The organism is Dolichospermum flos-aquae CCAP 1403/13F (genome assembly GCF_012516395.1).
Lineage (GTDB): Bacteria > Cyanobacteriota > Cyanobacteriia > Cyanobacteriales > Nostocaceae > Dolichospermum > Dolichospermum lemmermannii.
The window spans coordinates 3,028,106-3,047,046 of sequence record NZ_CP051206.1; the positions used below are offsets into that span (position 1 = coordinate 3,028,106).

Annotated in this window: 9 protein-coding genes; 1 reads left to right on the forward strand and 8 read right to left on the reverse strand. The window is 39.4% G+C overall.

Translation table 11 applies throughout. The annotated features are described in order from the left end of the window. The first annotated feature begins 359 nt into the window (after positions 1-359). Positions 360-1,817 carry a guanitoxin biosynthesis MATE family efflux transporter GntT gene (gene gntT, locus HGD76_RS14665; RefSeq protein WP_168696227.1) on the forward strand — a complete coding sequence of 486 codons (1,458 nt, stop codon included), beginning with the start codon at positions 360-362 and terminating at the stop codon, positions 1,815-1,817. Positions 1,818-1,900: 83 nt separating this feature from the next. Here the strand turns inward: gntT and HGD76_RS14670 are convergent, their stop codons facing one another. The 8 genes from HGD76_RS14670 to HGD76_RS14705 form a co-directional block, all read right to left on the reverse strand. Continuing rightward, positions 1,901-2,875: an arginase family protein gene (locus HGD76_RS14670; RefSeq protein ID WP_168696228.1), complete on the reverse strand. Its 975-nt coding sequence runs from the start codon at positions 2,873-2,875 to the stop codon at positions 1,901-1,903. Positions 2,876-2,903: 28 nt separating this feature from the next. Beyond that, a complete protein-coding gene (locus HGD76_RS14675) occupies positions 2,904-3,920 on the reverse strand; it encodes a methyltransferase (protein WP_168696229.1) in 1,017 nt (338 codons plus the stop codon). Positions 3,921-3,954: 34 nt separating this feature from the next. After that, positions 3,955-5,385: a GNAT family N-acetyltransferase gene (locus HGD76_RS14680; protein WP_168696230.1), complete on the reverse strand. Its 1,431-nt coding sequence runs from the start codon at positions 5,383-5,385 to the stop codon at positions 3,955-3,957. 80 nt (positions 5,386-5,465) lie between these two features. Next, positions 5,466-5,741 (reverse strand): chorismate mutase, encoded by a 276-nt coding sequence (locus HGD76_RS14685; protein ID WP_148760640.1) that lies wholly within the window; start codon positions 5,739-5,741, stop codon positions 5,466-5,468. Between the two features lie 69 nt (positions 5,742-5,810). Next, positions 5,811-6,449, reverse strand: coding sequence for a cupin domain-containing protein (locus HGD76_RS14690; RefSeq protein WP_168696231.1), 639 nt, complete (start codon positions 6,447-6,449; stop codon positions 5,811-5,813). A gap of 37 nt (positions 6,450-6,486) precedes the next feature. Next, positions 6,487-7,083 carry a hypothetical protein gene (locus tag HGD76_RS14695; protein WP_168696232.1) on the reverse strand — a complete coding sequence of 199 codons (597 nt, stop codon included), beginning with the start codon at positions 7,081-7,083 and terminating at the stop codon, positions 6,487-6,489. Between the two features lie 3 nt (positions 7,084-7,086). Next, positions 7,087-9,276 carry an aminodeoxychorismate synthase gene (gene pabB, locus HGD76_RS14700; protein WP_168696233.1) on the reverse strand — a complete coding sequence of 730 codons (2,190 nt, stop codon included), beginning with the start codon at positions 9,274-9,276 and terminating at the stop codon, positions 7,087-7,089. A gap of 79 nt (positions 9,277-9,355) precedes the next feature. After that, positions 9,356-18,655: a non-ribosomal peptide synthetase gene (locus HGD76_RS14705; RefSeq protein ID WP_168696234.1), complete on the reverse strand. Its 9,300-nt coding sequence runs from the start codon at positions 18,653-18,655 to the stop codon at positions 9,356-9,358. Between the last annotated feature and the right edge of the window lie 286 nt (positions 18,656-18,941).

Sequence of the window (18,941 nt, forward strand, 5' to 3'; positions counted from 1 at the left end):
ACATTGCTACCCCCCTTTCCCCTTGTAAAAGGGGAAACAATAAAAATCCAGTTCCCTCCCCTTGTAAAGGGGAGGGTTAGGGTGGGGTAAAAAATATTTGATACATTAACCATAACTTTTCAAACACCCTCTAAGGGGAGATATACTGAAAACGGTTCATAGTTTAACCAAATATGAAACCCCTCTGGTAAACCTCTCCCCGCAACGGGGAGAGGCTTTGAACTTGTTCTTTGTATGATAAAAAAGTCCAGCTTCCAGCCGTTTTGAGTATAGAGGATGAAGACAAGTAGAGGGAGCAGAGGAGGAATAGAACCATTACCCGTTAAAATATCTTTGACAGACTACTACTTACTTAAAAAATGAACCCGACACTCAAGAGCGAGTATGATTTCATACCTCGCTATTTCCAGTTAGCTCTAGCCAACGTCCTATCGAATATTATGATCCCGGTAGCTAATTTAGTCAGTGTCATATTTTTGGGTCATCTTGAAGAAATCAACAACTTCGCCGGAGTCATCCTCGCTGGCAACTTGCTCAACTTTCTCTACTTCGTTTTACTCTTTTTACGAATGGGGACTACTGGAGTCACAGCGCAAGCGGTTGGACGAGATGATAGGGAAGAAATGTTATTGATAGGATTGCGTAATGGTTTAGTAGCTCTGGTGCTGGGTATTGCCCTCATACTTTTACAATACCCTTTGGGAGAGATTGGGTTTACCATCCTCAATGTCCCCCTAGAAATCAAATCTTCAGGTCTTGCCTATTTCAACACCCAAATTTGGGGAGCGCCTGCGGTTTTGCTCAATTTTGTTCTGATAGGTTGGTTTCTAGGGCGAGAAAAAAATGGCTTAGTTGTGCTGTTATCAGTAGTTGGTAATGGTGTGAAAATTGGACTTGACTATCTGTTTATTATCAACTTAGGGTGGGAAAGTATGGGAGCAGGAGTTTCTTCTGCTGCCAGCCAATATATATTGTTGTTGGTAGGATTGATATTTTTTTGTAGAGAATTCCAGTGGTTGGAAGTGATATCTGTAGCGTTTAAAATATGGGACATCTCAGCTATAAAATCTAACTTAACTCTCAATGGCAACATCTTTATTAGCAATTTAGTTCTTCTGTTTATCTCCTTAACATTTAGTTATCAAGGATTACAGATGGGAATGCTAGTTTACGCACAGAATTCTTTGTTGTGGCAGATAATCAGCTTTAATACATATTTTATTGAAGGAATCGGATTCGGTACGGAAAGTTTGGTCGGAAACTTTAAAGGAAAAGGAGATTCACACCAGTTAGCACCTCTAGTTAGTTTTTCTGTCTTAACTGCTCTGATTGTAGGAATATTTTTCGGTGGAATATGTATATTATTTCCCGATAGTGTTTTTAGATTATTCACTAACCACACCGAAATCATCTCTAAGATAGATACTTTTGTTCCCTGGTTGGTACTGGCCTTGGTACTTAGTTCTATAGATTTTACACTGGAAGGATACTTCTTAGGTTTAGCACAAGGACATACCCTCCGTAATGTTAGCTTAGTCGCTCTTTTTATCGGATTTGCACCTGTGAATTTTGCTGCCGTTAAGTTTTCCAGTAACCATATCTTGTGGTTGAGTCTATCTTTGTTCTATGCAATAAGAACGATGATGTTTGTGGTAAAGTTGCCCAGTACATTTAGAAATGATCTTGATAATATTAGTGCTACTCTCCCGGCTTTAGAAGCAAATCCCCTGTTGACTTTAGCTTTTGGAGAAACTCGTGAACAAATAATGGTGGAAAAGTTGGGAGTAGGGGAAGATGTTGAAAACGGGCGCATATAGCAACTATTATTCCTGAACAATCTGCTCTTCATACTCCCCCCAATTATTGAGGAGAATATAAATCGCACTTGTTTATATTTCGGTCAATGCCTGCCCAATAATCCTAATCCAAATTTATAGGCACATTCGTCTAAGGCATTTAACAGATAGCCCCCCTCCTGGACTAAACAAAGTGGTATAGATGCTTGGGTGAGAATCTGACCAATTTCCTCGAAAATAGCAGGTGGTAGATGCCAACCGCCATGAGGATCATTGATAATAATGTCATAGCCAACAGAAACAACCATAGCTGCACAACCAAATTCAATTTTGGACTTTTGAACTAGCTGCTTAACTTCAGCTAAAAATTCCTCTGAACTAGGTGAATGGGAAAAAGGAATGAAAGTTTGACTATCATTAGCTGGTTGAACTTCTTTGTAAGGATAACTAAGGATTGTGGAACTGTGAATAGAACCGAAGCAAACATCTGGTCGTGATGCTAATAAAGCAGCAGAACCATTGCCAAAATGAAAGTCAATATCAATCAATCCTACTGGACCTATTCCCGATTCTAGCAGTGTAACTACAGCCGCAACTGCATTGTTTAAAAAGCAATATCCTCCTAACCAACCGGGCCCAGCATGGTGTCCGGGAGGTCTACACAAGGCATAGGACAAAGAAGCACCATTGACAATTTTCTGTGCGGCAGCGATCGCAGTTCTAGTCCCTTCACGAGACAAGTCGTAGACTCCGGCAAATAGAGGAGTATCTGCTGCAATTCCTTGGTCAACAAAAGGATAATCAAATAGTAAATCTTCTCCTACCAATGCTCCATTCCAATGAGCTAAAAAATCAAGATAGGACTGTTCATGAATTTGTTGGAGAATGTTATCAAGATAGCGATCGCTAACCTCAGCCGTGGAAAAATTGCATTCAGGAAGACGCTGTAGACCTTGAATAATCCTCTGGCTACGTTCTTCAACTTCTTGTCCAGCCTTGTTTCCCTCAGAAGTCACAATGATAGGTGATGCTCCTTGCATTTCTCTTTGTAAGATCACCTCCAGCGACAAATTACTCATACAATCACCTCCCGCATTTCAAAATTTATCAAACACGTACCAGTTCCATCAGGCTCAGGGGCTTTTCTGGAGAGAAAATATTCACTAATTCAAAACCTGATTTTCGGAAAATAGCCTTAAATTCTGCCTGGGTACGCACTAGTCCATGTCCCATACACATCGGATATAAATCTTCCCATTTACTCCAATGGTACTGATTGTCAACGGGAATTACTGGATCGATAACAAGCAGTTTGCCATTTTTAGGCATAGCATAGTTAATGTTTTCCAAAAATTTGACTATACTATCATCATCCCAATCAATCATGATAAATGACATAAGATAAATATCACCCCCACTAGGAATGGACTTAAACATATCTCCACCGACTACTTCACATCGTTCATCTACTCCCTCCGCTTTCAGAAACTTAACGGCATCAAAAACTGTCTCAGGCATATCAAAAAGGAGTCCTTGTAAGTGGGGATTATGCTTGAGAATGGCAGAAATAATTAGACCTTGACCGCCTGCTATATCTACGACTTTGCCAACTTTAGAAAAATCATAAGATTTAAGAAGTTGGATTTGACAGTTTTGAGCAATACCAAACATTGATTGACTAAAAATCAAATTAGGTTCAGTATTTTTTTCTAAATACTGCCAGTAATTGTTAACCGAATAAACTGATTTGATAGCTGGCTCACCTGTTTTGACAGTATGGTACATATCTCCAAAAACACGCCAACGCCACTCATCAATATTAGTTATAGCCAAATATTTTAAAGAGTAAGGATTATCACTTTGAAGATATTCAGCTAGCGGAGTAAGAGCAAAATGACGTGGTTCAACCTCATGGAAAACCCCTACGGTACTAAGACATCGAAGGATGCGATAGAGGGAGGGAGCATGACTTTCAGTAGCTTGTGCCAACTCTTCAACACTTTTTGCTCCTTCTGCCAACAAGTCAGCAATGCTCAACTTCGCAGCAATCCCCAAAGCCTGACTAATCCAAGATGCACAAGTTAACTTGAAAAAATCATCAGGACGTATATCTGTAGTCATCATGTCGCTCCTTATTACTTTAATTGACTTTCACGGGTTATATTGTTATGCTTGATCCAAGGAGTTTCCGCATTCTAGGACCGAAATCTTCAAAGCCACTCTTTTGATAAAAATGGTGGGTATTAGAAAATCTGGGGAATTCATGGGTTGGCAAACATACTTCTAAACGAGAAATTCCCTGTTCATGAGCATAGGTTTCCACAGCTTGAATCAGATTTTCACCGATATTTTGACTGCGATGATCTGGATGAACCCATAGTTCCTGAATCAGTACAAATTGACCTGCTACATGAATCGCTTCTTGCACAGTTAAAGTAATCAAACCAAGGATAGAATCATTGTCTCCTTCTGGATTAGCAATGAAAATAGCACCAGGATATTTCCCTTCAATTACACGCTGACAAATTGCTGTGGCTTCAGCAGGAAGTTGAAATTCTGGAATACCTTTTAATTCTGCTAACAGAGAACCAATACCTGCAAGGACAGCAGGAACGTCAGCCAATTGAGCAGAACGAATCTGGTATACTTTTTCAGGGTCAGACTTGGGTGTAGATTTTTCTAAGACCGTTCCTGTCAACCAACGGGATGCCATTTCATCTCCTGGGTTGTTGAGCATTTTCTGGAAACGCTCTTGCAGCAGTTGGGTAACAGGTCCGGGAAATTGGCCACCCATAACCTGTCCACCTACCGCAGAAACAGGACGGATTTCGTGATAAGTTCCGCTCACAAATACTTCATCTGCCACCATTAAGTCTCCCAAAGGTAGAGGTACTTCTTTTACAGGAATACTCAATTGATTGGCAAAATCAATCACCAAACGCCTTGTGACTCCATCAATACTTTGAGGTAGAATAGGAGTATACAAAACAGAGTTTTTGACGATAAAAATATTTGCTCCCGTCATTTCGCAGATAGTTCCATCTGGATTTAACATCAGATTACCGTCAAATCCCAGTTTTTTGGCATTGCGATCGGCAGCAGCTTCCACAGCATAGAAGCCACTAATTTTACCCCTAGCCAGGGTAGAACCGGCTTCGGGACGACGGATATGACTAATGCCTAAAGTCAGTGGTGGTAAAAATCCTGAACTGTCAGAACGCCAAGCCATAACCAATGCAGCCGAAGGGAATGGGGAAGGATCTAACCCCAAACAATTACCGTTTGGATATACTAGCAGACGGATATATCCCTTTTCTAGATTGTTCGCACTTACGGCTTGCCATAATGCTTTGATAATTGTTTCGGGTTCTACAGGGGACAATCCCAAAGATAACATTGACAATCGTAATCGGTTGAGATGCAGATCCAATCCTAATATCTTTGAGCCATTAGCGGTGGAATAAAGCCGAAATGCTTCAAAGGCAGCAGTTCCAAAATTAAGGGCATGATTATCCACTGGCAAACGTGCTAATTCAGTAGGTACGATGCGTCCATCAAGGTAAGTCCAAGAGCAAAATTCTAAGGCCATATAACAATCCTAAATTAAATGAGTTGTGAATAGTTGTGAAAAATTAAACTTATGAGATGTTGCTGAAAAATCAGCAGTAGTTAACCATCTATAATCTCATCTTCCATACGGCAAGTTTCTTGAATGATGACGCTGTATAATGCGACCATAAAATCTCCATCTAACCCATACTGCATAGCCAATTCTCGACGACGCTGTTTCACAGCTTCGACTCGTTCGGGTTGCATCATCGCAATTCCGTGTTGCTTTTTAAAGTTAGCCACCCGTTGACAAATTTCAAATCGCTTGGCTAATGCCTCAACAATCTGAGAATCTACAGCATCAATTTCTGCTCTAAAACCTTCCAATCCACTCATTTTCAGATTCCCAAATTTTCTTACCAATCTTCTCATTTATTAGCATCAATTTTCTTAGAAGTTGGGTATCTATAGTGAAACCTTAACTAAAGAAATCGTTTGATCTGAAGTGTTATACCCACTATAGGAAATACCTGGGGGAGCATGGTAAATGCTACCATATTCTAAAAGTTTTTCTTCTTCACCTACTTTCATCATTATTTGCTCATTAATAATAATACCAATTTCGTTTTTGGTACTTGCATAAATGGGTAATTTTTCGTGTGCGGGAATTTCTAAAACGGCTATTTGAAACCATGAACAAATGCCAAAATTACAAGGAAAACCTGTAGCTTTATCTATGGTAGACCGTAGTTTGAGAATAGGTTCATCAATATTTTTATCTATTTGAGATGATCCTATTAGGTACTTTATTTCCACTCCTAGCACGGTTTCTTGAGAAAGAATTGTAGAACCATGAGGAACATTAGAACCTGCGATATAGACCTGCTGAAATGGCTCTAAAATTGCTTTTTTTTCATTAACATTGATTTCCACTGAACCCGAAAAAAGCATACCCATTTGGCTTTCTGGATGTTGATGAGGTTCAAAAATTGCTCCTGGTAAGATATTAGCTAGTTGAATAACTATTTCTTGACAACGAAAAAGTGTCAACTCTAAATCTGGGCGCGGCTTGATAGTTTGAGGAACTGGGAAAAATGTTGACATTTTCTAATTATGTAAATTGATATAAATGGGAAGAGAATCAGACACCAGAAAGTTCTAATTGGAAAAGTTGAGGATTTTTGATCCCAATAACTCCCTGCTGTCTATTTTGTTGACGACCATATACGAGCCAAGCTGTTTGGACAGAGCCAATAACTTCATCAACTACTAATACATCAGGATTTTCTTCAGCAAATTGTAAAGCTGCAATACCGCTATCATACTTACCCGCCAGCAAGTTCTGACCCACCACGGGCTTGGCCGTTTCATGGATAAAAGTTGAGTAGCGTTCTGTATTTACATAAGCCCGCGTAGCAGGCATTAATCCTAGACTGCGGGGATGTTCTACATCACGACGAGTTAGGAGTCCCATAGCACGAGTTGGACATAAGAAGCTATCAATTACGAATACTTCCCGAAAGTATTTTTCTGTTAATTCATAAACTTTAGGATGAGCAGAGTTTTGGATAATGAAGTCAACTTTACCATCATGTAGTAACTCCAGTGCGTCTAACAGATCATTGAACAGTTCTATTTTGGCATTAGCCACTTCTTGAAACTCAATATAAGATTGAGTCGCTAATTCATGGCAAGTTCCAACAGGTCCAAGAGTTGCAAAAATTAGTTGTTTATTCATTGCTTATACACCTACTTTTTCATAGCCATCAGAAGTTGTTGTTTTTATTCCCTGGATAGAGTATTGATCGGGATCAATAACTCCACAATTTGTAATCATCATTGCCTGAATCAATGCTTTAGCTTTCAGCATGATTTCTTCAAACTCCATCTGGGGATCAGAAAGTGCTACAATACCACCACCAACACCAATGGAAGTTTGTTCGGCCGTCATCACAGCAGTACGAATAACAATATTCAAATCGGCTGAACCATTTAATCCTAAAAAGCCAATAGACCCAGAGTAAACTCCCCGCGCTTCTTGCTCTAATTTATCAATAATTTCCAGGGTTCTAATCTTAGGTGCGCCCGTCATAGAACCCCCAGGAAAGGCGTTACGAATGCAGTCTACAGCACTCATATTAGCGCGTAATTGACCACGAATTGTTGTCACCAATTGATGTACTGTAGCGTAGGTTTCCACAGCCATTAATTTGGGAACATGAACAGTACCCACAGCACAAACCCGTCCCAGATCATTTCTCAGTAAATCCACAATCATCAGATTCTCCGCTCGATCTTTTTCGCTATTTTGCAAGCGATCGCGTAGAATAAAATCTTCTTCAGGTGTTTTTCCTCGTGGTAGAGTTCCCTTGATGGGTTTTGTTTCCACCCAACCTTGGCGATCAATTTGCAGAAATCGCTCTGGAGATGAACAGGCAATTCCCACATCACCAAAGCGCAAGAATGCCGCATAAGGAGCAGGATTGATGCGACGTAACGAACGATAGAATTCCAGAGGATCTGCTGTTGTGTCTGTGTGAATCTGGTTTGTTAAACAAACTTGATAAGTTTCTCCTTCATGAATTTCTTGCAAACATTTTTTAATATCATCAAGATAAGTATTTTCAGATCTGCTTAATCGAAAAATAACAGGTGTTTCTTTCTTCTTAGGAACAACAGGCGACAGCGGGGGAAGATGATCAATTTGGTATTTGATCGTTTCAAACCAATCTTCTGCGGAGGCTGTTTGTCCCTGCTGAATTAGACAAAGCAGATAGATAGTTTGCTCTTGGTGATCAATTGCAATCATCCGATCTGCTAACAAAAATATGGCATCAGGTAAGGTAGAAGAGTGATTCAATTTCCCTCCACATTGTGCCTTTAATTCATAGCCAAAATAACCCACGAACCCACAATTGAAATCAAAAGGTAAATCATCAGATGGGCAATGTCGCCGTTCAATTTCCCGCTGGAGATAATCAAAAATCCCCTCTGTTTTGAAACTGACATTATCGGACTGTGTAATTGTCAGTTCTTGCCCTTGGGTCCGATAATGAATTAGGAGACTGTTTTCACCACTGTTATCTCCCATGAAAGAAAAGCGAGAAAGACCAGGTTCAACCCGACTGCTATCTAACCAAAATGCACTGGCTGATTTACTAAACAAATGTACAAACATCTGTTCTGTATCGGGACACAGTTCGGCTTCGCTCACTGTAAACAAATTCAATTTGCGCGTACAAAGTTCAAATTCCTGTTGCTGTTTTTTGTTAGGAGAATTTGTGGGTAAAGTCTCATTCCCGTTATTTCCTGTCCAATAATGTTTTTTCGGACTTTTATCTCGTTCCTGGGCAAATTTTTGGGTAATTTCTTTAAAATTCTCAAACAAAGTATGTCCATACTCAGTACAGATGGACTCTGGATGAAACTGCACACCCCACATTGGTAAAGAGCGATGGCGCATTCCCATGATCAGGTTGTCCTCTGTCCACGCTGTTTTTTCTAAACAGTCCGGTAGGTCATCTGCAACCAGCAAAGAATGGTAGCGCACCACAGAAAAAGGAGAAGGTATTCCCGCAAACAAATCAGTAGCAGTATGATAAACCTCACTGAGCCGACCATGCCGAACTTCAGGTGCGTGAATAACTTTTCCTCCATAGCTAAATCCTAGTCCCTGATGTCCCAAGCAGACCCCTAGAAGTGGTACTTGGGCATTTTCAATCATTTGACGACAGATCCCAAAATCTTTTGATTTTTCTGGACGACCAGGACCTGGTGAAATCACGATGTTATCAAATTCCCACTGTTTGAGTTCATCCCATATAACTTGATCGTTACAAATCACAGTGGGATACTCTCCATTGACTTCTGCAATCAATTGGTAAAGGTTAAAAGTATAAGAGTCGTAGTTATCAATAATCAGGGTTTTCATGTTTAAATCCTCTTAATTAACTCGTCAAAAGGGCTAAAGCCTAACTACATACAAAAGTTTGATAGGTTTCCAGCAATTTTTATCCATAAACTCTATCTTTTAAGATTTCAACATAATTTTGCAGCATTAATTGAATATCTTTGTAACTAAAATATGTCTGATCGTATTCTACATGAATGCTGACATTTCCTGATAATGATTCCATGGAAATAGCATAATTTAAAGGAAAGTTAAACTTGTCATAAATCATTTTTCTCTGTACCTTTAAGCTAGTATGCTTGTCCACAGTTTTGGTATTATGGAAATTTACAAAATTAAACGTAGCCAAAAATAATTCCGTTGTTTTTTGATCTGACAAAATTTCCAGCAGTGGATATCTCACAAAAGGTTCGATATCAATTAGGGTTTGCTGGACATTTTTAATTTGCACACTTTTATCTTCTGTAATTGTTTGACAAAATGGCACAATATTCCAGAATAAACCCAAAGCTCCGAAGGGATCAGATAATCTTTCTATCCTACCATTAGAAATAACTCCTACAGAAACCTGATTTTCTTTCATGACAATACTAATGAGATCCAGGTATGTACTCAAGAAAATTGCTTTTGGTGAAACTTTTAATTTTCGACAACATTCACGTAAATCAAGAATTATTTCTGCGTTAAAGTTGTCTTCTATGGCTTTCTGGCTATCGGAAGCAGACTTTACTTGAAATACGGTTGTCTTTAACGGCTGCAATGGTTTATATTTGTAATTTTGTAAATGAAGTTTCCAGAAATTTGATGCTTCTGTTGAGCTAATGATTTCTTTCTCTAAAGCGACAAATTCCTGATGCACATTATTTGCAGGAATCACGGTTATTTCTTCTCCTTGCTTGAGAGCAGAATATAATTCCTCTAGTTGATTTACAAATTCAATACCACTCCAACCATCTGTAATTGCATGGTGCATTGACATAAAGAACTCAAATCTATTTTCAGCTTTGCGAACAAGCCATAATCTAAAAAGTGCTTCATTGCAATTCTCAACGTTGAATAAATTTTGCCTATCTTGCTTTATGATTGCATTAATGTAATTTTCCTGTTCGTCTGATTTGATGTGACTAATATCTTCTTCATTGATGGAAAATTTCAGATTTTTTCTAACCACTTGACATACTGGTTTTCCGTTCTGAAAAATAAACACCGTTCTCAGAGTTGGATGTTTTTCTACTAGAATTTGTAGAGCTTTCTTGAAGACACTTATAGAAAGATTTTCATCATATATATCTAATAATTCCTGTCCATGATAAACCCCCATTTTTTGATGATCATTCGCGTAATGATGCAACATAAACTCCTGCATTTTGGCCAGAGGATATGCGAATTGTGTATCATCAGGTAATAACTCAGAGATATCTTGAGTCAGTTCTAATAAATGTAGGGGGACAGGAACATTATTTTCCTGATGCTGATAATTATTTATTGGTTGAGAAAAGCCGTAAATTTCCTGGTTTGCAGATACATCAATAGATAAACAATGAGTAATTAGAAACCGCAAATTTGCTGCAAAATCTTCAGCGAGATTTTCAATAGTGTCTCGGTGGTGAAAATTTTCGCTGTAAGTCCAATCTAGTTTCAACTGACCATCTACTACGAGTCCATTAATATCTAGTAAATGACTGCAATTCTCTTGCTGGCAATGTTCCGCTCCCACTGATTCAGAAGCTAGTTTAAAGAAGGAATTTTCTTGTCTTCCCCAATCGAATTGTCCCAAATAATTGAAACTAACTTCAGCTTTTGGCATTGTTGAAAGTTGAGAGATAATATCTTTATCCCCACTCAAATAGCGCAGCAAACCGTAGCCAATACCTCGGTTGGGAACAGCACGCAGTTGTTCTTTGATCGACTTAATCCCATCTCCCAGATTATCTGTTGCTTTTAACTCTAAAAGTACGGGAAAGATGGTCGTAAACCAACCGACTGTCCTCGATAAGTCTACATCTTCAAAAATATCTTCTCGTCCATGACCTTCAAGATCAAGTAACACAGAATTACTACCAATCCAACTACCTAAAGTCTGCAATAAAGCAGTTAGCAAGATATCATTAATCTGGGTTTTATAAGCTTTAGGAACTTCCTGCAATAAAGCGCGGGTTTCCTCAGGTGAGAGTGAGACTGATATGATCTGATTGAATGCTACAGTATTAGCACCCAAGGCATGATCAACTGGTATACGGGTTATCTGTGTACGTGAAATACCTTGCCAATTAGTTAGTTTTTGCTTGGCAATATCAGACTGTGCGTAAGAATTTAGTTTCTCAGCCCAATATTTAAAAGAGGTCGTTTTAGGACGAAACTGAATTTTTTCACCGCGACTAATCTGTTGGTAAGCTGTTTCTAAGTCTTCTAACAAAATTCGCCAAGAAACGCCGTCTACTGCTAGGTGATGAATAATTATTAATAATCGGCTGGATTTGTTAGTACCTAGACCAAAAAACGCTACTTGCACTATTGGACCAGAAGCAATATTCAAGCTAGTTTGCAGGGAATTAGCAGTGGCTTCAATAGCTGCTTTTTGTTCCCTATCTGGGATGTCCGATAAATCTACATAAGAAAAAGGAATAGTATCATCAGAGGTAATATTAATCTGTTCCCCATCGGCAGGACAACGTAAGCGCAGAGTATCATGATGTAATAATAATTTTCGCATCACTTCTGGGAATAAAGTCCAGTCAACTACCCCAGATAATTCCAGCAGCAATGACTGATTAAAGTGGTGAGGTTCTGGGAAATTTTGCTCTTTGAACCAGTGTTGAATAGGTGTCAGCGGTAATAATCCTGTTACCAAACCTTGTTCTGCTTTCACCGTCTGAGAGATGTTAGTTACTGCCGCCAATTCAGCAATCGTCTGGTTTTGAAATATCTGTTTAGCCGTTAATTGCAATCCAGCTTGTTTAGCTTTAAAAATAATCTGAATACTGAGAATAGAATCTCCACCCAACTCAAAGAAATTGTCATGGATACCAACTTCTTTAAGATGCAGAACTTCACACCATATTTTTGCTAGTATTTCTTCAGACTCCGTGCGCGGTGCTGCTAGATCCGTTTCTATTTTATGGCTTGTTGTATCAGGTTTAGGTAAACCACGCCGATCTACCTTACCATTAGGGGTAAGAGGCAGAGCATCCAAAACCACAAAAGCAGAAGGTATCATGTAATCTGGTAACTTTTGTTTCAGGAAAGAACGCAATTGCGACTGGGGTAAAGACGTTTCATTCAACGTCCCTACTATGTATGCAACTAAGCGTTTAGAACCTGGAATATGATCAGAATCAATCACTACCGCTTCTGATATTTGGGGGTGTGTAATCAGTAAAGTTTCAATTTCCCCCAGTTCAATGCGAAAACCGCGTATTTTCACCTGATTATCAATGCGACCCAAAAACTCAATATTCCCGTCGGGTAAATAACGAGCTAAATCCCCTGTTTTGTAAATACGTTCTAATGGATTAAAAGGATGAGGAATAAATTTTGCATCTGTTAAATCTGGACGGTGGAGATAACCTCTAGCTAAACCCATACCACCAATATGCAACTCCCCTGGTACACCCATAGGAACTGGTTGTAAATAGCTATCAAGAATATAAATCTGCACATTATCAAAAGCATTGCCAATTACTTGTTTTGGCTGTGTATCCTCTGTTGCTAACTTTGATAAGTCGTATACTGTTGACAATACCGTTGCTTCTGTTGGTCCGTAGCCGTTCATTAATAGCGGTGGTGCTTTTAAATTCTGAATACTTGACCTCTCCTCCATGCACTTTTGCCACAACTTTAATTTTTCTGGTAGCCATTGTTCTCCCCCAGTTGATAACAATCTTACTGATGGTGGTAGGGTTTCATTGGTTGTTGCTAATTCAGCCGTTAACTGCTGCCAGTAGGCTGTTCCCACCATTAATACTGTTAATTTCCATTCCCAGCACTTCTGTACAAATGTGGAGACAGCACCCAACATTTCGGCAGTCCGTAGCACTAAAGTTCCACCACATATTAAACAGGGATAGATTTCTTCTGCGGCTGCGTCAAAACTAATAGATGCTGCTTGAAGAACTCTGTCTTTATTGTTCATCCCATACTTATCTCTTACGGTTTGGGTTAAATTCACTAAAGACCGATGTTCAATCATTACTCCTTTCGGCTTTCCTGTGGAGCCGGAAGTATAAATTACATAGGCTAAATTATTGGCTTTAACTTGAGTTTGTGGGTTTTTATCGCTTTGAGTGCTGATTAATTCCCAATTGGTATCTAAACAAATTACTTGTACCGCAGAATCTAGAGACGTTCCATGGAACGTCTCTACAATAGTTAATAGCACTTTTGCCTGAGAATCATCCAACATATAAGCTAAACGTTCTGCTGGATAAGCTGGATCTAAAGGAACATAAGCACCACCAGCTTTGAGAATCCCTAATAATCCTACTACCATTAACAGCGATCGCTCTACACATATTCCTACTAAAACTTCTGGATTCACACCCAGTTTTTGCAGATAATTTGCCAGTTGATTTGCCTGTTGATTTAATTCCTGATAAGTTAGTTTTTCCCCTTCAATCTCTACTGCTACAGCGTCAGGTGTTTTGATTACCTGTTCTTCAAATAATTGATGGATACATTTATCTAATGGATAATCTTTTTTAGTATTATTCCAATCAACTAATAATTGATATTGCTCAATTTCTGTTAACAATGGTAATTGGGAAATAGGTTGCTGTGGATTGGCGACAATTCCTGTTACTAAAGTGTGGAAATTTCCTGCCATGCGAGCAATTGTTGAATCATCAAACAAGTCGCTATTATATTCCCATTCGGCTATCAATCCAGAAGATGTATTCTCAATTGAGAGAGCTAAATCGAACTTCGCTATTCCCGTTTCCACAGGAAATGAACTTATACTTAACCCTGGCAAATCTAAACTTGATATAGGAACATTCTGGAGATCAAACATGACCTGAAACAGAGGCAAGTGACTCAAAGAACGCTGAGGTTGCAAAGCATCAACCAATTTCTCAAAGGGCAGGTCTTGATGACTGTATGCTTGCAGAGATACTTCCCGCACCCTCATTAGTAACTGCTCAAAACTGGGGTTGTCTGACAAATCAGTTCGCAGCACTAAAGTATTCACAAAAAGACCAATTATCCCTTCTATTTCCGGACGATTACGACCAGCAATGGGTGTACCAATTACAATATCCTTTTCCCCTGTGTAACGATAAAGCAAGGTAACAAAAGCCGCAAAAAACGTCATAAATGGGGTAACTCCCGCACCCTTGCTAAGTAGGTTCATGGACTCACCTAGGGACTGAGGAAGTGTAAATTGTTGATGTTTTCCCCGGTTTGTTTGAATAGCAGGTCTGGGTCTATCGGTAGGAAGTTCTAATAAGGTGGGAGCGCCTTGAAGTTGTTGCTGCCAATAGGATAGCTGCTCTGTAATTCTCCCTTGTTCCCACCACTGTCGCTGCCAAACGGCAAAGTCTGCATACTGTATGGGTAATTCAGGCAGTTCAACAACTTTTTGAGGGGTTTTGTCATTACAGAATGCAGTGTAGAGTGTTGCTAATTCTTGGACAAATACCCCTGTTGACCAACCATCAAAAATAATGTGGTGTGCTGTGAGGATAAAAACGTACTCTGTTGAGGTAAGCTGTAAGAGAGTGGCACGTATTAAAGGTTCTCTTTCTAGATCATAGGATCGCACTGCCTCATTTAGAACTAATCGCTGCATTTCCACTTCTCGTTCCTCTGTTGGCAGATACAGCAAATCTACGATTTCTAGTGGCAAAAAAAGAGTTTCAGCAATAACCTGAATGGGTTGATTTTCTTGTGTGACAAAGTTTGTCCGTAACGCTTCATGTCGACGGATGATTTCGTTCAGGCTCGATTGTAGCGCAGTTACATTAAGTTTCCCGCTAAACCGCCAAAGGATAGGGATGTTATAAAACGCACTATTGGGATCTAATTTGTCTAAAAACCACAATCTCGCTTGTGCAAAGGAGAGAGGGAGGTTTTCTGTCCTACCAACTGGTTTAATTGCAGTTTGTAGTTCGTAGTTGGGCTTTAGCCCAAACTCGGCAAAACTAGCTATAGTTGGTGCTGTAAATAAAGTGCGGACGGACAAATCCATCTGCAAGATTTGACGTAGCCGAGATATGATTTGGGTAGCGAGCAGGGAATGACCACCGATTTCAAAGAAGTTATCGTGTATACCTATATTTTCTAAATGAAGCACCTCTTCCCAAACAGTAGCAATTGTTCGCTCCACATCCGTTTGGGGTGCAACGTAATTTGCTGCTGAGTCAGGTCTATTTTGGTCAGGTTTCGGTAAATTGCGCCGATCTACCTTACCATTCGGAGTTAGAGGTAAAGCATCTAAAACCACAAAAGCAGAAGGTATCATGTAATCTGGTAACTTCTCTTTCAGGAAAGAGCGCAATTGCGACTGGGGCAAAGAGGTTCCAGAGGAAGTTTCTACGATATATGCAACCAATCGTTTAGAACCAGGAATATCATCAGAATCAATCACTACCGCTTCTGATATTTGAGGATGTGTAATTAGTAAAGTTTCAATTTCCCCCAGTTCAATGCGAAAACCGCGTATTTTCACCTGATTGTCAATGCGACCCAGAAACTCAATGTTACCGTTAGGTAAATAGCGAGCTAAGTCTCCTGTTTTGTAAATACGTTCTGATTGCTTAAAGGGATGAGCAATAAATTTTGCATCTGTTAGATCTGGATGGTGGAGATAGCCTCTAGCTAAACCCATACCACCAATATGCAATTCCCCAGGTACACCAATAGGAACGGGCTGGAGGAAGCTATCAAGAATATAAGTCTGGACATTATCAAAAGGAGTGCCAATGATTTGCTGTCCCTGTGTATTCTCTAGGCGCAACTCCGATAAATTGTATACCGTTGATAATACGGTTGCTTCTGTTGGTCCATAGCCGTTCATTAACATCGGTGGCGCTTTTAAATTCTGAACGCGCGATCTATATTCCATGCTCTTTTGCCACAGGTTCAATTTTTCTGGCAGCCATTGTTCTCCACCATTAGCTAACAACCTTACTGATGGTGGTAGGGTTTCATTGGTTGTTGCTAATTCTGCCGTTAGCTGGTGCCAGTATGCTGTTCCCATCATTAATACTGTTAATTCCCATTCCCAGCACTTCTGGATAAATGTGGAGACAGTACCCAACATTTCAGCAGTCCGTAGCACTAAGGTTGCACCAGAGACTAGACAGGGATAGATTTCTTCTGCGGCTGCGTCAAAACTGATCGATGCAGCTTGCAGAACTCTGTCTCTATTGCTTATCTCATATTTGTCTTTTACCGTTTGGGCAAAGTTCGCTAAAGACCGATGTTCAATCATTACTCCTTTCGGCTTTCCTGTGGAGCCAGAGGTATAAATTACATAGGCTAAATTATTGGCTTTAACTTGAGTTTGTGGGTTTTTATCGCTTTGAGTGCTGATTAATTCCCAATTGGTATCTAAACAGATCACCTCTAAGCCAGTATTCGGTATTGAGTTCACTAACTGCTGTTGAGTTAATAGCACTTTTGCCTGAGAATCATCCAACATATAGGCTAAACGTTCTGCTGGATAAGCTGGATCTAAAGGAACATAAGCACCACCAGCTTTAAGAATCCCTAATAATCCTACTACCATTAACAGCGATCGCTCTACACAAATTCCTACTAAAACCTCTGGATTTACACCCAGTTTTTGCAGATAATTTGCTAGTTGATTTGCCCGTTGATTTAATTCCTGATAAGTTAGTTTTTCCCCTTCAATCTCTACTGCTACAGCGTCAGGTGTTTTGATTACCTGTTCTTCAAATAATTGATGGATACATTTATCTAATGGATATTCTTTTTTAGTATTATTCCAATCAACTAATAATTGATATTGCTCAATTTCTGTTAACAATGGTAATTGGGAAATAGGTTGCTGTGGATTAATTAAAATACTTTCTAGCAAGGTTTGATAATTTCCTGCTATTCGTTCTACAGTGGAAATATTAAACAGATCAGTATTGTATTGCCAGCAAAAATTAAACTCACCACCAGTTTTAATAATCGCCAAATCTATATCAAATGCTGATCCTCGTTGATGTCCTTCTATTAAGAATGGCGACATCACTAAAGATGATTTTTGGCTATTATCATACCAGCGATGCTCTTGCCAAGTTAAAGAAACTTGAAACAGAGGAGAACGACTAGAATCTCTTTCAGGAATAAGCTGTTTTACTAATAGGGGAAAGGGATAATCTTCATGTTTCTTACCCTCAGAAACTGTGCGACGTATTTGAGCAAGAAAATCTCTGAAGGTGGGATTTTCCCCTAGATTTGCACGTAATACTATGGGGTCTGTAAAGTAGCCAATAATACTTTCAAATTCCTTTTTACCTGACCGACCTGCAACTGGACAACCTACTAGGATGTCTTCTTGTCCTGATAAGCGGTAAAATAGGATAAAAAATGCAGCCAGGAAAATTCTATACAGGCTGGTTTTTTCTAATTCTGACAACTTTCTCAGCCTGGAAAGCAATTCTTCATCTAACTTGATGATGTGTGTGCTACCAGAGTAGGTTTGCACATTTGGTCTAAGTTTATCTACGGGCAAGTCTAAGACTGGCAACTCACCTATTAATTGTTTATGCCAGTATGCTGAAAGTTGTTCACCTTGAGAACTTGACAACATCTCGGTCTGCCAACTTACATAATCTGTGTATGATAGCTTTGGAAGAGAGAGACTATTATCTGTTTGAGAATTATAAATATCTGAATTTTCAATAATTTGTAAGTCAGCTTGAGACGATGTTTTTACTTCTGTAGCATACAGAATTTGCAGTTCATTTAATAATATGTCAAAAGACCACATATCTCCAGCAATGTGGTGCATGGCCAGTAATTGGATATGTTCTGCTGATGATCTTGTAAATAGATGTACCCGCAATACTGGACCTGTTTCCAAGTTGTAAGGACGCTCGGTTTCTACCAGAATTTTTTTTTCTAAGTAGTCTAATTCCCAAGTAGAAGCATCTGTTATTTTAATATCTATCTCTTGGTATGGGTGAATTACTTGAATAGGTTGATCTTCATACTGTGCATAAGTAGTTCGTAGGATAGGATGACGTTCTACAATCTGAAGCCACGCTCTGTGCCATGCCTCCAAATCTAACTCTGAGTTTATCCGTACTGTTGTATAGATATTGTATGCGATGCTCTGGGGTGCTATCTGGTCAAGAAACCACATCACTTGTTGACCGTAGGAGAGGGGAAATGATTTCGTTTCCTCTGTAAGTTGTGGCTGCTTTTCCAAAGAAGAATTGCTTTGCATTGCTAATTTATAACTTTGTTATCTGTGAGTTTAATTGTAGTCGTTAGGGGCGTACAGAAAATAGCACAACCATAATAACAGAAATTCGTACTATGATTCTTCGATTTCTAAGAGGATGTTTGAAAAGTTTTAGGTTGTGATTTTAGGCACTTACAGATCCCCCCTAACCCCCCTTGTTAAGGGGGGAACTAGAGTCAAAGTCCCCCTTTTTAAGGGGGATTTAGGGGGATCTAAAAATATTTGATACACCATGAGGGACTTTTCAAACACCCTCTAACGGGTAAAT

Excerpts from the sequence above, each read along its gene's own strand:
- gntT (WP_168696227.1), top strand. The coding sequence starts at position 360 with ATGAACCCGACACTCAAGAGCGAGTATGATTTCATACCTCGCTATTTC.
- HGD76_RS14670 (WP_168696228.1), bottom strand. The coding sequence starts at position 2,875 with ATGAGTAATTTGTCGCTGGAGGTGATCTTACAAAGAGAAATGCAAGGA.
- HGD76_RS14675 (WP_168696229.1), bottom strand. The coding sequence starts at position 3,920 with ATGATGACTACAGATATACGTCCTGATGATTTTTTCAAGTTAACTTGT.
- HGD76_RS14680 (WP_168696230.1), bottom strand. The coding sequence starts at position 5,385 with ATGGCCTTAGAATTTTGCTCTTGGACTTACCTTGATGGACGCATCGTA.
- HGD76_RS14685 (WP_148760640.1), bottom strand. The coding sequence starts at position 5,741 with ATGAGTGGATTGGAAGGTTTTAGAGCAGAAATTGATGCTGTAGATTCT.
- HGD76_RS14690 (WP_168696231.1), bottom strand. The coding sequence starts at position 6,449 with ATGTCAACATTTTTCCCAGTTCCTCAAACTATCAAGCCGCGCCCAGAT.
- HGD76_RS14695 (WP_168696232.1), bottom strand. The coding sequence starts at position 7,083 with ATGAATAAACAACTAATTTTTGCAACTCTTGGACCTGTTGGAACTTGC.
- pabB (WP_168696233.1), bottom strand. The coding sequence starts at position 9,276 with ATGAAAACCCTGATTATTGATAACTACGACTCTTATACTTTTAACCTT.
- HGD76_RS14705 (WP_168696234.1), bottom strand. The coding sequence starts at position 18,655 with ATGCAAAGCAATTCTTCTTTGGAAAAGCAGCCACAACTTACAGAGGAA.